Origin of the sequence: Streptomyces sp. NPDC004542 (genome assembly GCF_040610035.1) — a bacterium.
Classification (GTDB): Bacteria; Actinomycetota; Actinomycetes; order Streptomycetales; family Streptomycetaceae; genus Streptomyces.
Genome location: NZ_JBEXLP010000135.1, coordinates 1 through 13921, shown reverse-complemented (window position 1 = coordinate 13921; position 13921 = coordinate 1). Strand labels below are relative to the sequence as shown.

Genomic DNA, 13921 nt, shown 5'->3' with positions numbered 1-13921 from the left:
CTTCCTATCTCACCCCGCGGACCGTCCCCGCGCACGCCCACCCCGCCCGCGGGGCCCGCAGCGTCGCGGGCCCGGCGACCGGTGTCCGGGTATCAGTGTCCCGTCGGCGTCGGGCTCACCCGGGGACGGTGCAGTCGAAGGCGTGCAGATAGGGGTTGACCGGGCTGATGTCGTCGATGACGAGGCCCGCGGCGGTCAGCCGGGAGACCATGCTCTCGGTGGTGTGCTTGGCGCCACCGACGTTCAGCAGCAGCAGCAGGTCCATGGCGGTGCTGAACCGCATCGACGGGGTGTCGTCGACGAGGTTCTCGATGACCACGACCCGCGCCTTCGGACCGCCCGCCTGGATGACGTTGCGCAGGCAGCGGGCCGTGCTCTCGTCGTCCCACTCCAGGATGTTCTTGATGATGTAGACGTCCGCCCGCACGGGGACGGCCTCGCGGCAGTCGCCGGCCACGACGTCCACCCGGCCGGCGAGCGAGCCGCCCTCGCGCAGCCGGGGATCGGCGTTCTCCACCACGCGCGGCAGGTCGAGCAGGGTTCCGTGCATCGCCGGGTACTTCTCCAGCAGGCTGGCCACCACATGGCCCTGTCCGCCGCCGATGTCGGCGACCGACTTCGCCCCGGACAGGTCCAGCAGTTCGGCGACTTCCCGCGCGGACTGCTTGCTGGAGGTCGTCATGGCCCGGTTGAAGACGTCGGCCGACTGCGGGGCGTCCTCGTTGAGGTAGGTGAAGAACTCCTTGCCGTACAGGTCCTCCACGACGTTCCGGCCGGTGCGCACCGCCTCGTCCAGTTTCGGCCAGGCGTCCCAGGTCCACGGCTCGGTGCACCACAGGGTGATGTAGCGCAGGCTGTGCGGGTCGTCCTCGCGCAGCAGCCGGGACATGTCGGTGTGCGCGAACGTCCCGTCCTCGCGCTCGGCGAAGACGCCGTAGCAGGACAGGGCCCGCAGCAGCCGTCCGAGCGGCTTGGGCTCGGTCTTCACCGCGGCCGCGAGGTCCGCCACGGCCATGGGGTGCTCGCCCAGCGCGTCGGCCACGCCGAGCCGGGCGGCCGCGCGGAGGGCGGCGGCACACGCCGCCCCGAAAGCGAGCTCCCTCAGCCGCATGGACGGCGGTGGTGCAGTGGGTGCGGTCGTCATGTGCCGCCTCTCCTCCTCGGTTTACGGATGGGTACGGCCGGTCAGCACAGGCCCGCGGGCCTGGACTTCCCGCAGGTGTTGCGGGTGAAGGTGTTGTGGCGCTTGGCGGGTTCCTGGTTGACGACGTCCGCCGGCGCGTTGCCCACCAGCCTGTTGCCGGTGACCCGGTTCCGTTCGCTGGTGGTGCCCACGAAGCTCTTGTAGAGGACGACGCCTCCGGACAGCGGGGACCTGCCGGCGTTCCCGGTGATCACGTTCCGGGTCACCAGGGTGTCCTCGGCGCCGGTGATGACGACGCCGGAGCCCTGGAGGAAGGGCAGCCGGGCGGTCTTCTTGCAGTACTTGTTGTTGTCGGCGATGCGGTTCGAGACCACGTTCACCTTGCCGGCCCTGGGCTTGTTCTCGTCGCCGACCACGAACACCCCGGCGCAGTTGCCGGTCACGTCGTTGTGGGTGACGGTGAGATTGCGCAGCCGCCGGACGGTGACGCCGATACGGTTGTCCCGCAGCACGTTGCCCTCGACGGACGTGCCCCTGGTGTCCTTCGCGCCCGCCTCGGTCAGCATCGTGTTGGCGAGGAAGACGCCCGCGTCGCCGTTGTGGCGAACCGTGTTGCCCCGGATCAGGCTGCGCTCCGACCGCTCCTCGGCGATGCCCCACAGCTTGTTCTTCTCCGCGGTCACGCCGCGCACGGTCAGACGGTCGGTGCCCACCGCGAAGACGCCGGCCCGGTCGAAGCCGGTCACGGTCAGGTTCTCGACGGTGACGCCCTCGAGGCGACGGCTCTTCGTCCCCACGACACAGATGCCGTTGCCGTTCTCGGCACAGGCGTTGGCGGTCTTCTTCTTGCCGGGCTTGATGACCGTGCTCCGGCCCTGGCCGCGCAGGATCAGCCCGCGCGTGGTCACCTTCACGCTCTCGTGGTACGTGCCGGCGGTCACCAGCACGGTGTCCCCTGGCCTGGCCGCGTCCACCGCTTTCTGGATCGAGTGGCCCGGCCGCACGACGTGGAGCCTGGAGCAGCCGGCGGCGGGCGATGCCGCGCCGAGTCCGACCACGGTGAGCACCGCGGTGCAGGCGGCGAAGACGGTATGACATTTCTTCATATTCCGCACGTTAAGGGCTACTAGGTGATGAACGCCCCGGATAGACCGTCCGGCGGCGTGTCACGCGCGGCAGGCCGCTCCAGGGCGCCGCGGTCACCCCCGGGGCGCCGGACCCGTGCTGCGGCGGACGACGAGCTCGACCGGGACGACGGGGTCGACGGCGGGGGCGGTGCGGGGTCCCGGGGCGCCTTCGAGGCGGTCCAGGAGGAGGCGCAGGGAGCGGGTGCCGATCTCGGCGAAGTCGGTGCGCACCGTGGTCAGCGGGGGCAACAGGTGGGCGGCCTCGGGGATGTCGTCGTAGCCGACCACGCTGACCTCGTCGGGCACCGGCCGCCCGGCCTCGTGGAAGGCGCGCAGCACGCCCAGCGCCATCTGGTCGTTGGAGGCGAAGACGGCCGTGACCTCGCGGTCCCCGGCCAGCCGGCGGCCCAGTTCGTACCCGGAGTCGGCGCTCCAGTCGCCGAAGAGGGGCTCGGGCACGTGTGCCCCGGCCGCCCTGAGGGTCGTGCGCCAACTGTCGGCGCGCGCGTCGGCGGACGTCCAGCCGGCCGGGCCCGCGATGTGCCGGACGGTGCGGTGACCGAGGTCCAGGAGGTGCCCGGTGGCCAGGCGGGCCCCGGTCGTGGAGTCCGCGGTGATCAGGGGGATGCCGTCGCCGAGGTCGTTCTCCAGCACCACCAGCGGGGTGTCGAGGCCGGCCTCCACCAGGGCGCGGCCGATGCGGCGCTGCGGGGCGATGGCGATCACGCCGTCGGCGCCCTCGGCCGAGAGCCGGCCGGCGGCGCGGACCACCGTGTCCCGGTCGGCCGTGTCGAGGGCGATGCAGCTGACCAGGTAACCGGCTTCCTGTGCGGCGGAGTTGATCGCGGTCAGGATGGAGGCGGGCCCGAACCGCGCGGCGTCGAAGGAGATCACGCCGAGCATCCGGGTCCTGCCGCTGGCCAGCGAGCGGGCGCTGCGGCTGGGGCGGTAGCCGAGCGAGCGCACGGCGGCGCGCACGGCCTCACGGGTCTCGGGGCGGACCGCCGGATTGTCGTTGATCACCCGGGACACGGTCTGCTTGGAGACGCCCGCCAGCCGGGCCACGTCGTCCATCACGGGCCGCGCGCCCGCGAAGCCGCGCCGGCTGCGCCGCGGGGGGACCTGGCTGTCGGCGGTACTGCGGGGCATGGCGGGTCGCTTCCTCGGACCTGGTCCCGGCGGTCCTTCCGCCCGGCGGATCCACAGGATAGGCCGGGCGGGCGCTCCGGCGAGGATCCTCCGGTGGCCGGGCCGCCCGTACCGCCGGCCGTCCGCGACCGCGGGCAGGGTGCGGTCGGCGCGCGGCCGGCTCGGACGCACCGATGGATGTTACCGGTAACAACGCCCGCGTCGACGTCGCGGTGTGCCGCCGGACCAGCCGCCGCACCGGCTCCGCCGTCAGTTCGGCGACGGGATGCCGGAGGCGATCTCACGGGCCATGCGATGGGCCGCCGGCGACACGGGCGGGCCGCCCTGCGCCGTGCCCGCCTGCAGCAGGTCCAGCAGGTCGTGCGCCTCCTCCTGGTGCAGCTCCGCCAGCCGCTCGGCGGTGCTGCCCCCGGGCAGGAAAGCGATCTCTTCCAGGTCTTGGGGGTCGTAGCCGTCCATGAGGGGGCAACGTACCCGGTACCGTCCGGGTCACGCAGCCCTGACGAGCCGCACCTCCTCCACACCCGGCAGCCCGGCCCGCCCGGGGCCGGACGACGATGTCGGCGGATGAGTACCGGGGGTACCAGGCGCCGGCCCGAAGCCGGTGACCCGAGGGGCCCCTGATCCGATCAGCGGATGATCCGGCATGGTCAAGAACCGTTGACCGAGCCGCTCTCGGCCCCTCCTCGGGGTCCGGTCTCGACCTGCTGTGCGGCGTCCCCCCTGGCCCCGCGCCGGCCGGCAGGCCCGGCGCGCCACACGAACAGCCGGGCCCCGGCGGGAGACCGGCCGGATTCCTCGGTGCGGTCTCCGGCGGCCGGTGTCGCGGCCAGAGCGACGAGCACCGCCAGCAGGGCGCCCGCCACGAGGGCGGGTGCCGGCAGCCACGCGGCCGGCACCAGGGCGGCCGCGGTGACGGGGTACGGCAGCCGTTCCACGGCGGTGCTCTGGTGGGGGCGCAGGTGCACGGCCCACACCGTGAGCAGGAAGACGGCCGCCGGGACGGTGACGGCCGCACCGGCGGCCGGGTCCGAGACGCCGGTGTGCCGGGTGACGTGGTCGGCGTACGCGGCCAGGCCCGCCCCCTCGGCGGCCGCCGCGGCGAAGATCAGGTAGTGGCCGTACGCCCAGGGGAACCTCCTGCGGTGGGCCTGGTGCGTCGTGGCGAGGAACGCGTGCGCGGGTCGGGCGAAGTACAGCCACCACAGGGCGTACGCGATGAGCAGGCCGCCGGCCGCCACCGCGGTGAGGGCGGCGGCGCCGCGGTGGCGGTCGAAGGCGTCCCGTACGGCGACGGTGGTGGCGGCGACGGACTCGCCGAGCACGATGAGGGTGAACAGTTCGTAGCGCTCGGCGATGTGGTGCGGGTGCCAGGGCGTCATCCCGGCGGACTGCGCCCACACGGGGACCGAGAGCTCGGCGAGGACCAGCACGGCGATGCCGGGCACCCGCAGCCCGGGCGGGACGGCGAGCAGGGCGACCCAGCCGAACTGGCACACCGTGACTCCGACGGCGAAGCGCAGGGCCGTCCCGCGGCGGGCGGGGTCGGACACCGCGGCGCGGAGCCAGAGGGCGGCCAGGGCCGTGCGCAGGACCACGTACCCGAGGGTGATGACCGTGAGGTCACCGTCCTCGAACGCCCGGCGCACGCCGGAGGCGAGGACCAGCGAGCCGGTGATCTGGACGAGCACGGTCAGCCGGTACGGCACGTCGTCCGGGTCGTAGGCGGAGGCGAACCAGGTGAAGTTCATCCACGCCCACCAGATGGCGAAGAAGACCAGCGCGAACCGCAGGACGCCGGTGGCGTACGCGCCGTGGGTCAGCGCCTCGTGCAGGCTCGCGGACGCCTGGGCCACCGCGACGACGAAGCACAGGTCGAAGAACAGCTCCAGTGAGGTGGCGGACCGGTGTGGCTCGCCTGGATCCCGGCCGCGCATGTCGTTCCCGCCTCTCCTCGTCGTGACGAAAGCGTAGGCCCGCCGGGTACGGTCACGTGTCCGCGGGCGCACGGGCAGGTGCCCGAGAGCGCACGGACGGCAGGGCGGGCGCCGCTGTGCACGGGCGGGCAGCACCGCGTGCGCTGCCGGACAACCTTCGGCCCGCGCGGGGGCCTAGCGTCTCCCGGGTACGCACAGCACGGCACCGCAGGAGGCGGCACATGACCACCAGCTCCCGATCCGGGACCGGCAGCCAGCCGTGGCTGCACCAGAAGGGCGAGGTGATCCAGGAGTTCGGGACCGTCAAGCAGTTCCCCGTCGGCCTGTCCTACGAGGCACGGATGTACTCCTGCCAGCGTCTGAACAAGGTCCTGGCGGACACGCAGATCCTCTACGGCCTCTACAAGAAGCACCACTGGCTGATGCGCGGCGCGACGTTCTACCAACTGCACCTCGTCCTGGACAAGCACGCGGGGGAACAGCTCGACATCGTCGACACCATCGCCGAACGCGTCCAGTCCCTGGGTGGGGTCGCGGTGGGCGACCCCCGGCACGTCGCCGAGATCACCTCGATCCCGCGGCCGCCGGACGGTGTGGAGGAGGTCCCGGCGATGCTGTCACGGCTGCTGGAGGCCCACGAGAGCATCCTGATCGACGCCCATGACGCCGCCGCCCGGGCCGCGGAGCTGGGTGACGACGGCACCAACGACCTGCTGGTGTCGCAGGTGATCAGGACCGGTGAGCTCCAGGCGTGGTTCCTGGCCGAGCACCTGGTCGACACGCCGCTGGTCCGCACCTGACGGGCGGCGCCCCGCCACCCCGTGAGTCCGCCCGGTCACGCACGGCAGGGGCCAGGCGGTGGCCGGGGCGGTGCGCCGGGCGTCCGCGGCCGGCTCGAGGGCGCGAACTCGGCGTCGTGGGTCTCGCGCGGGGCGTCGGGCATGGCGCAGGCCGTGGATCACGCCCTGGGAGCGGACGGCGGCGACCGGGCCCCGGCGCGGCCTGCCGGCGCGGGCGCCGCCGTGGGGAGCTCCGTGAGCGGCCCCGGCGGCCCGGCCGCCACCGGGGCGGGGCCGGGGCCGGCCCCGCGCACGAGCGGGCCGTTTCCCACCGGCATCGGACGGCGCTCCCGGGGAACACGCAGTGCCATGAACGACCGCGGCCACCCGGATGACGTCGAACTCACCACCCACGAGCGGCTCGCCCTGCTCCATATCGAGGCGGAGTTGCGCCGTGACCGCCATCTGACCCGCCGGATGAGCGCCTCGCGCCCCCGGCCGTGGCTGCCCCTGACGGCCGCCGCCCTGATGTGCGCGTCGACAGCCCTGGGCGCCCTCGGCGTCCGCACCTCGGACCCGGCGCTGGTGTGGGGGTTCGCCGTCGTCTGGCCGCTCACCCTGCTGGCGGGCTTCCGGCTGCTGTGCCGTGCCACCAGGTAGTGCGCGCCGGGTGCTCCCGCTCGCCGGGGCAGTGATGCGCGACGGGAGGCGGACCGTCCGGCACCGGGACGTCAGGACCGGCGGTCGCGCACCTGTCGTACGAGATCGCGAGCGCCCTGCCCGGTGAACCTGCGCTGGAACTGACCGAGTCGACGGACGCCGAGCACCCCCGGGTGGTCAGCGCCCGCAGGCGCCGGGACGGCGTCCGGGTCTGGGCGGCCGACGGCGGATGGTCGTCCTGGGCCGGGGCGTGGCCGGCCGCTGGGAGACGGCGGTCGAAGTCGAGGAGCACGCACGTCACCGTGGCCTGGGCCGGGCCCTGGCCACGGCCGCACGGCATCTGGTGCCGGACGGACGGCCGGTGTGGTCGCAGCAGGCGGCGGGCAACGCCCGCAGCGTGCGCGCCTTCCAGGCAGCCGGCTACCGGCCGGTGGGAGCGGAGGCGCTGCTGACCGCGCCGTAGGCGGCACCGCGGGGCCGGGGCGGCGCCCCGGCCCCGCCGCGGTCACGGCTTGCGGGCGACCGCTCCGTACATCGCGATGTCCTGGTCGCGGATGCCCTGCTCGCCCGCGCCGTCCGGGTGCCACTTGTGCACCTGGACGATGCCGGGTTCGACCAGGTCCAGGCCCTCGAAGAACGCGTGGGCCTCGGCGATGGTGCGCAGCCGCATCGGCATGTTGCGGGCCGCGTACTCGCGGGCAACGCGGCCCACCTCCTCGGGCGCGAACTCGGCGGTGCCGATGGACATCGCCAGATAGCTGCCCGGGGGCAGCGGCTCCAGCAGGCGGCGCACGACACCGACCGCGTCGTCCTCGTCGAGCATGAAGTGCACGATGGCGATCACCGTGAGCGCGACCGGCTCGCCGAGGTCGAGGGTCTCGCGCAGTTCGGGGGCGTCCAGGATGGCCGCCGGGTCACGGAAGTCGGCCTCGATGTACGACGTCCTGCCCTCGGGTGCGCTGGCCAGCAGTCCCTGGGAGAGGGTGAGGACGATGGGGTCGTTGTCGACGTAGACCACCCGGGACTCGGGAGCCACCGACTGGACGATCTCGTGCAGGTTCGGGGAGGTGGGGATGCCGGTGCCGATGTCCAGGAACTGGCGCACGCCCGCCTCCTCGGCCAGCCAGCGCACCGCGCGGTTCATCCAGTCGCGGTTGGCCCGCATGTGGACGGGGAGCGCGGGCCACTCCCGGGACATGGCGTCGCCCGCCTCCTTGTCCGCGGGGTAGTAGTCCTTGCCGCCCAGGATGTAGTCGTAGATCCGGGCGGAGTGGGCGTTCTCGGTGTCGATGCGGTCGGCCGGCCATCCGTTGTCGGGCAACGCCGTGTCTCCCATTCGGGTCGGGGGAAGTCACAAGGATCCGAAGCGGATCCATGATCGCGGGAATTCGGGTCGACGCTCAGCCGAACGAGGGGAATGCACAGGAGAAAGTCCGCGTCACCCGCCTTCGCCCCGGCCAGGAAGCCGGTCGTCTCGCGCGGGGTGAGGACCGGCGCCGGGCCGTCCGGGCCGGTCGGCCGGCGGACGGCGACGCGTCCGTCGGCCGGCTTCTTCACTTCCGCGCAGGCGCCTCGGGTGTCGTCGCTCCACGGCTTGGTCCAGCCGCGTGCGCCCAGGTCCCGGGACGGCACGCCGTTGCGCAGGTGGTGGTGCACCTCTACAGCTCCTTGCGCATCGCGCCGAGGGCGGCCTCGGTCTTCCTGGCGGGCGTCGCCTGGGCGCCCAGCCGGTCCAGGGCCTCGCGGTACACCACGACGTCGTCCGCCTTGTCGAGGTAGACGGCGCCGACCAGCGCGTTGAGGTAGACGATGTCGGGCAGTTCCGGGGCCCGGAACCGGAAGAGGTGGTACGCGCCCGCCCGCATCGCCGGGTGCGGTCCGTTCGCGAACGGCATGATCTGCAGGGTCACATGGGGCAGCCGGTTGAGCTCGATCAGGTGGTCGATCTGCGCGCGCATCACGCCGGGGCCGCCGACCGGCCAGCGCAGCACGGTCTCGTCCATCACCACCCACAGCCTCGGCGGCACGTCCCGTGACAGCAGTTCCTGGCGGCGCATGCGCAGCGCCACCCGGCGCTCCGCGGCCTGACCGGGGGCGTGCGGGTTGCCCGCGCCCAGCAGGGCGCGCGCGTAGTCCTCGGTCTGCAGCAGCCCGTGGACGAACTGGTTCTCGTAGGCGCGGATCTGCAGCGCCGCCTGCTCCAGGCTGAGGTACGCGGCGAACCAGTCCGGCATCACATCGCGGTAGGTGTGCCACCAGCCGCGTTTGTTGGCCTCGCGGACCGACTGCAGGAAGGTGTCGATCTCCTGCTGGTCCGTGACGCCGTAGGTCCGCAGCAGCTTCTCGGCGTCCGCCAGCCTGAGCCGGGCGACCTTGGCGGCCTCCATCCGGCGGATCGTGGAGTGGCTGACCCCGATCGCCATGCCCGCCTGCTCGTAACTCAGACCGGCCCGGGTCCGCAGCTCCTCCAGCTGCCTGCCGAGGATCATGCGCAGGACGGAAGGCGCGCCGCCCCAGTCGGTCTCCGCGGTCACGCCTTGTCCCCTCACACCGTCGGTTGCAGGGTCACCGTCTCACGCCCTCGCTCGTCAGGCTCATTCGACCTCGATCGATCACCTGTTGGCGGAAGCAGGATGCACGCCACAACGTGCAAATTTCAACTTGCCGGTTGCGAGCCGTTGTTGGCAGGTGTCACAGTGGACTCACTGCTCCGGCCCAGGAAGGAGCGGGCGAAGCAGTCCAGTTGGGGGAGATCGGGCTGCGACCGGGCGCCGCCGTGCCCGCGCCGTCGTCCTCACCTCCCCACGGGCCGGCGGACGCGACACCAGCACACCCGCCACGACGCGAGCCGGACGAAAGGCGACGGCGATGCCCCCGCCCTCCCTCCCCCAGCCCCTGCACCGACTGCCCGGCGCCGGACCACTCGAGCCCCTGCCCGCGGACGGGCGTCCCCGCCGGCCGGCGGAGGCGGCGCGTCCCACCCGACCACCCGGAGGCGAGCACACCGGTCGACTCCCTGGGCCCCAAGGCCCCGACCGGCTCGCCTCCGGGGCCGAACCACCCCGCCGGACGCACGCGTTCGTCATCGCCTCGACCCCCGCCGCGGTCGCCGCGGCCCGTGCGGGCGTACGGGAGACGCTCACCGCCTGGGGCATCGGCGGTGACGCGGCCGACAGCGCCGTCCTCATCACCTCCGAGCTCGTCACGAACGCGCTCACGCACTCCGCCAGTGAGCGGATCGGGTGCCGGCTGCTCGCCACACCCGAGCGGCTGCGCATCGAGGTCGAGGACCAGAACCGCGGCCCCTTACGCCCCGTGCCGCGACAGCCGGACCCCGACGACCAGAGCGGCCGCGGGCTGCTGCTGGTCGAGGCGCTGAGCACCGACTGGGGCCTGGCGGACCTCCCCGGCCGGTACGGTCGCACCGTCTGGGCCGAACTGGCGACCGCCCCGCCCGCCCCCTGACCACCCCGGCCTCAGGGCTCCTCCCCCGCTCTGCAGCCGCCCCGGCCCATCCCCCACTCGGCCGAAGGACACCTGCCTGATGATCCGACCGCAGCCCGTCGTCCCCCGTCCCCGGCTCCTTCCCGCTCCTGAGGCTCCTGCGGCTCCTGCGGCTCCTCCCGAGGCCCGCATGGCCGACCCGTCCTGGACCCGCACCCGTCCCAGGCCCGGCCCGGACCACCCCCAGCGGCGCCACAGGCCCTAGCCGGCCGGCAGCTTCCGCTCACGGCCGGTGACCGGAGGTCGGGGCGTTCCGGCCGCGACGTACGGTGGAGCCATGGCCCCTCCGCTTCCGGGCCCGCTGGCCCCTCTGGAACCGCTGCTCGGCGACTACGGGTACTGGGCCGTCGGTGCCGTGGTCTTCGCGGAGGACTTCGGGGTCCCGGCTCCGGGCGAGACGATGCTGATCGCCGCGGGGGTGTACGCCGGGGCGGGGCGGCTGAACATCGCGGCCGTGGCGGTCATCGCGTTCGCCGCGGCCGTGCTCGGGGACAACGCGGGCTATCTGATCGGCCGGTCCGGCGGCCGCGCGGCCGTGCACCGGTGGGGCCGGTACGTGTTCCTCACGCCGAAGCGCTTCCAGGCGGCCGAGGAGTTCTTCAGCCGGCACGGCGGCAAGATCGTCACCATCGCCCGGTTCGTCGAAGGGCTGCGGCAGGCCAACGGCATCGTCGCGGGCACCACCAGCATGCCCTGGCGGCGCTTCCTGGCCTTCAACGCGCTCGGCGCGGCCCTCTGGGTCGGCCTGTGGGCGACCCTGGCCTACCTGGCGGGCAGCCACATCGACGCGCTCTACGACGAGATCACCCGCTACCAGCTCTACGTGCTCCCCGTCCTCGGCGTCCTGGCCGCCACCCTCCTCACCCCCCGCCTGCTGCGCCGCCGACGCCGGACCTGAGACCGGCCCCTGCCGCGGGCCCACCCGGCCAGGAGGAGCACGATCGTCGCCCCACGCCCCCAGACCGCTCCCCCACCCTCGCCTCCCCGCCACCGGACAGGACCCGGCTCCGGCGGCGCTATCGTCGTCGCGTGAGACTCCGTCCCCACCAGCGCGAGGCCGTGGACGCCGTGGTCCGTGCCCTCCAGCCCCCGGCCGGCGCGGCCCTGCCGCCGCGCGGGCTGCGGACGCAGGTCGTCATGGCCACGGGCTCCGGCAAGACCTTCGTGGCGGTCCGCAGCGCCGAGGAACTGCGCGCGGGCCGGGTGCTGGTGCTGGTGCCGTCGCTGGATCTGCTCGCGCAGACCGAGGCCGCCTGGCGTGCGGGCGGCCGGGCGGGCCCGATGATCGGGGTGTCCTCGCTGCGCGGCGACCAGGCCGCGTTCCCCAACACCACCGACGTGGGCGAGCTGGTGGCCTGGGTGCGGCCCTTCGACCGGGTCACCGTGTTCGCCACGTACGCCTCGCTCGGCCTCGGCACCCTGGAGCGGGCGCACGCCGCCGGGCTGCCGGGCTGGGACCTGATCGTCGTGGACGAGGCGCACCGGACGTCCGGACGGATCGGCAAGCCGTGGGCGGTCGTGCACGACAACGCCCGGATCCCGTCGGTGCGGCGGCTGTACATGACCGCCACGCCCCGCCTGTGGCAGCCCGACGAGGAGACGGGACAGGGGGCGCCCGGCGAACTCGTCGCGTCCATGGACGACGATCCGCACGGCCCGTTCGGCGCCCGCTGTCACACCCTGACCCTGTCGCAGGCGATCGACCGCGGGATCTGCGCGCCCTACCAGGTGGTGTGCGTGGACGTCACCGACACCCGGTTGCAGGCCGCCCAGCTGCTCGGCATCGAGGGCCGTACGGACGAGGTGCGCGGTGCCCGGCTCGCCGCGCTGCAGGCCGCGCTGCTGAAGGCGGCGCGGGAGGAGGGACTGCGGCGCACACTGGTCTTCCACCACCTGGTCCGGGAGGCGGAGGCCTTCGCGGCCGGGCTCGGCGAGGTCGCGGCCCGGCTGCACGCGGCCGCTCCGCGGCGGTACCCGCGGGCTGTCTGGGCGGACTGGCTGTGCGGCGACCATCCGCCCGTGCACCGGCGCCGGGTCCTGGACGAGTTCGCCCGGCTGAAGGCCGCCGACGGGACCCGGGTGCGCAGGGCCTTCCTCAGCTCGGTGCGGGTCCTCGGCGAGGGCGTCGACACCCGGGACTGCGACTCGGTGTACTTCGCGGACGTACGCGGCTCCATGCCGGACCTCGTGCAGGCGGTGGGGCGGGCCCTGCGCATCCGGCCCGGTGAAGGCAAGACGGCGTCGCTGGTGGTGCCGGTGCTGCTCGGGCCGGGCGAGACACCGGACAGCATGCTCAGCAGCAGGGCGTACGCGGGGCTGGCCCGGCTGCTGGAGGCGCTGCGCGCCCACGACGCGCGCATCGTGGAGCGGCTCGCCGAGCCGCAGGCGCCGAGCCGGGCCGCCAAGGGCCGTACCGCCGCCGGTCAGGAGCATGCCGAGCCGGGCCTCGAGGGCGTGAGCGCCGGGGCGCGGGCGCTGCTCAAGTTCTCCACCCCGCGCGACCCGGCGCAGCTGGCCGCGTTCGTCGAGCTGCGGGTGATCAACCCCGAGCACGCGCACTGGCGGCGCGGTGTCGAGGCCGCCGCGCTGTACGCCCGCGCCCACGGCGGTCTGCGGGTGCCGTTCACCTTCCGGGTGCCGGAGGGGGAGGCGGCCGAGGCCGGCGACTGGCCCGCCGCGCTCGCGGGGTTCCCGCTCGGGCAGTGGATCGCCGACGCGCGCCGCCTCCACGCCCGCGGGACCCTCGACGCCGACCGGGTCCGCCAGTTGGAGCGGCTCGGCATGGTGTGGTCGCACTTCGACGTCGCCTGGGAGGAGGGACTCGCCGCGGCCCGCGGCTGGGCCGGCGAGCACGGCCACCTCCTCGCCCCGCACGACGCCGTCCACCAGGGCTTCAAGGTCGGCATCTGGCTGAAGAACCAGCGGGCCGCGGCCCGCAGGGCGGCGGGCGACCCGGCTGCCGAGACGGCGCCCGGCGCGCTGTCCGAGGAGCGCAGGGAACAGCTGGAGGAGATCGACCCCGCGTGGTGTCCGGCCTGGCCGGTGGAGTGGCAGCGCCGCTTCCACCTCACCCGGCTGCACCTCGCGGAGGGCGGCCGGCTGCCCGTCTCGCCGGGCGAGGCCGTACGCCAGGGCGAGGACCTGGGCCGGTGGGTCCGCGCGCAGCGCCTGGACTGGGACGGGCTCACTGCCGGACAGCGGTGGCTGTGCGAGCACGTACTGGGGATCGAGCCGGCCGCCGAGGGGGAACGGCCCCCGCCGCGGGTCTCCCACGCGGACAAGTGGGCGGTGAACCTTGCCGCCGCCACCCAGTTCTACCGGCGCGAGGGTCATCTGGCCGTGCCCCGCGCACACGTCGAGACCGTCGCCCTGCCGGACGGCGGGCAGGAGCGCCGGGTCAGGCTGGGCGCCTGGATCAGCAACCAGCGTTCCCGCGCCGCCACCCTGACCCCCGAGCGGGTCGCGGAGCTGTCCGGCATCGGGATGCGCTGGGCGTGACGCGGCGGCCCGGCTCCGCCCGGCGGCCCGGCCGTGACCGGGGACGGTGCGCCCCCAGGGCGCCGGCACCGGTGTCACCGGGTCCCGGCGCGAGCACCGACCGTGAGCACGGCCTGCGCCCGG

General features: G+C 74.1%; 12 protein-coding genes and 2 pseudogenes. 6 read left to right on the top strand and 8 right to left on the bottom strand.

The genetic code is table 11. The features are described from left to right. Positions 1-115: 115 nt before the first annotated feature. The 5 genes from ABZX30_RS36105 to ABZX30_RS36085 form a co-directional block, all read right to left on the bottom strand. Entirely contained in the window at positions 116-1144 is a 1029-nt protein-coding gene (locus ABZX30_RS36105) for a methyltransferase (protein ID WP_355942083.1), read from the bottom strand. Positions 1145-1185: 41 nt separating this feature from the next. Next, positions 1186-2250 (bottom strand): right-handed parallel beta-helix repeat-containing protein, encoded by a 1065-nt coding sequence (locus tag ABZX30_RS36100; protein WP_355942080.1) that lies wholly within the window; start codon positions 2248-2250, stop codon positions 1186-1188. A 93-nt stretch (positions 2251-2343) separates the two neighbouring features. Then, positions 2344-3420, bottom strand: a complete 1077-nt coding sequence (locus tag ABZX30_RS36095) for a LacI family DNA-binding transcriptional regulator (protein WP_355942077.1) — start codon at positions 3418-3420, stop codon at positions 2344-2346. A 249-nt stretch (positions 3421-3669) separates the two neighbouring features. Further along, positions 3670-3879, bottom strand: coding sequence for a DUF6417 family protein (locus ABZX30_RS36090; protein WP_355942074.1), 210 nt, complete (start codon positions 3877-3879; stop codon positions 3670-3672). A gap of 191 nt (positions 3880-4070) precedes the next feature. Beyond that, positions 4071-5357, bottom strand: a complete 1287-nt coding sequence (locus tag ABZX30_RS36085) for a low temperature requirement protein A (RefSeq protein WP_355942071.1) — start codon at positions 5355-5357, stop codon at positions 4071-4073. A 221-nt stretch (positions 5358-5578) separates the two neighbouring features. On the opposite strand from ABZX30_RS36085, the gene ABZX30_RS36080 reads away from it, so the two are divergent. The 3 genes and pseudogenes from ABZX30_RS36080 to ABZX30_RS36070 form a co-directional block, all read left to right on the top strand. Further along, complete coding sequence (locus tag ABZX30_RS36080) at positions 5579-6157, top strand: DNA starvation/stationary phase protection protein (protein ID WP_355942069.1); 579 nt, start codon at positions 5579-5581, stop codon at positions 6155-6157. Positions 6158-6505: 348 nt separating this feature from the next. Further along, positions 6506-6796 carry a DUF3040 domain-containing protein gene (locus ABZX30_RS36075; protein WP_355942066.1) on the top strand — a complete coding sequence of 97 codons (291 nt, stop codon included), beginning with the start codon at positions 6506-6508 and terminating at the stop codon, positions 6794-6796. Positions 6797-6888: 92 nt separating this feature from the next. Next, positions 6889-7259: pseudogene (locus ABZX30_RS36070) on the top strand (GNAT family N-acetyltransferase); the annotation flags it as partial. Positions 7260-7301: 42 nt separating this feature from the next. On the opposite strand, the gene ABZX30_RS36065 reads toward ABZX30_RS36070, so the two are convergent. From ABZX30_RS36065 to ABZX30_RS36055, 3 genes and pseudogenes are all read right to left on the bottom strand, one after another. Beyond that, positions 7302-8117 carry an SAM-dependent methyltransferase gene (locus ABZX30_RS36065; RefSeq protein WP_355942064.1) on the bottom strand — a complete coding sequence of 272 codons (816 nt, stop codon included), beginning with the start codon at positions 8115-8117 and terminating at the stop codon, positions 7302-7304. A 137-nt stretch (positions 8118-8254) separates the two neighbouring features. Further along, positions 8255-8428, bottom strand: a pseudogene (locus tag ABZX30_RS36060) (DUF397 domain-containing protein); the annotation flags it as partial. Between the two features lie 26 nt (positions 8429-8454). Continuing rightward, on the bottom strand, positions 8455-9330 hold the full coding sequence (locus ABZX30_RS36055) for a helix-turn-helix transcriptional regulator (RefSeq protein ID WP_355942061.1): 876 nt from the start codon (positions 9328-9330) through the stop codon (positions 8455-8457). 334 nt (positions 9331-9664) lie between these two features. On the opposite strand from ABZX30_RS36055, the gene ABZX30_RS36050 reads away from it, so the two are divergent. The 3 genes from ABZX30_RS36050 (at position 9665) to ABZX30_RS36040 (ending at position 13798) form a co-directional block, all read left to right on the top strand. Further along, a complete protein-coding gene (locus ABZX30_RS36050) occupies positions 9665-10261 on the top strand; it encodes an ATP-binding protein (RefSeq protein WP_355942058.1) in 597 nt (198 codons plus the stop codon). A gap of 316 nt (positions 10262-10577) precedes the next feature. Beyond that, entirely contained in the window at positions 10578-11198 is a 621-nt protein-coding gene (locus ABZX30_RS36045) for a DedA family protein (RefSeq protein ID WP_355942055.1), read from the top strand. A 131-nt stretch (positions 11199-11329) separates the two neighbouring features. Further along, the gene (locus ABZX30_RS36040; RefSeq protein ID WP_355942052.1) at positions 11330-13798 is read left to right on the top strand and encodes a Helicase associated domain protein; all 2469 of its coding nucleotides are present in this window, start codon (positions 11330-11332) and stop codon (positions 13796-13798) included. The last annotated feature ends 123 nt before the right edge of the window (positions 13799-13921 follow it).

Excerpts from the sequence above, each read along its gene's own strand:
- ABZX30_RS36105 (WP_355942083.1), bottom strand. The coding sequence starts at position 1,144 with ATGACGACCGCACCCACTGCACCACCGCCGTCCATGCGGCTGAGGGAG.
- ABZX30_RS36100 (WP_355942080.1), bottom strand. The coding sequence starts at position 2,250 with ATGAAGAAATGTCATACCGTCTTCGCCGCCTGCACCGCGGTGCTCACC.
- ABZX30_RS36095 (WP_355942077.1), bottom strand. The coding sequence starts at position 3,420 with ATGCCCCGCAGTACCGCCGACAGCCAGGTCCCCCCGCGGCGCAGCCGG.
- ABZX30_RS36090 (WP_355942074.1), bottom strand. The coding sequence starts at position 3,879 with ATGGACGGCTACGACCCCCAAGACCTGGAAGAGATCGCTTTCCTGCCC.
- ABZX30_RS36085 (WP_355942071.1), bottom strand. The coding sequence starts at position 5,357 with ATGCGCGGCCGGGATCCAGGCGAGCCACACCGGTCCGCCACCTCACTG.
- ABZX30_RS36080 (WP_355942069.1), top strand. The coding sequence starts at position 5,579 with ATGACCACCAGCTCCCGATCCGGGACCGGCAGCCAGCCGTGGCTGCAC.
- ABZX30_RS36075 (WP_355942066.1), top strand. The coding sequence starts at position 6,506 with ATGAACGACCGCGGCCACCCGGATGACGTCGAACTCACCACCCACGAG.
- ABZX30_RS36050 (WP_355942058.1), top strand. The coding sequence starts at position 9,665 with ATGCCCCCGCCCTCCCTCCCCCAGCCCCTGCACCGACTGCCCGGCGCC.
- ABZX30_RS36045 (WP_355942055.1), top strand. The coding sequence starts at position 10,578 with ATGGCCCCTCCGCTTCCGGGCCCGCTGGCCCCTCTGGAACCGCTGCTC.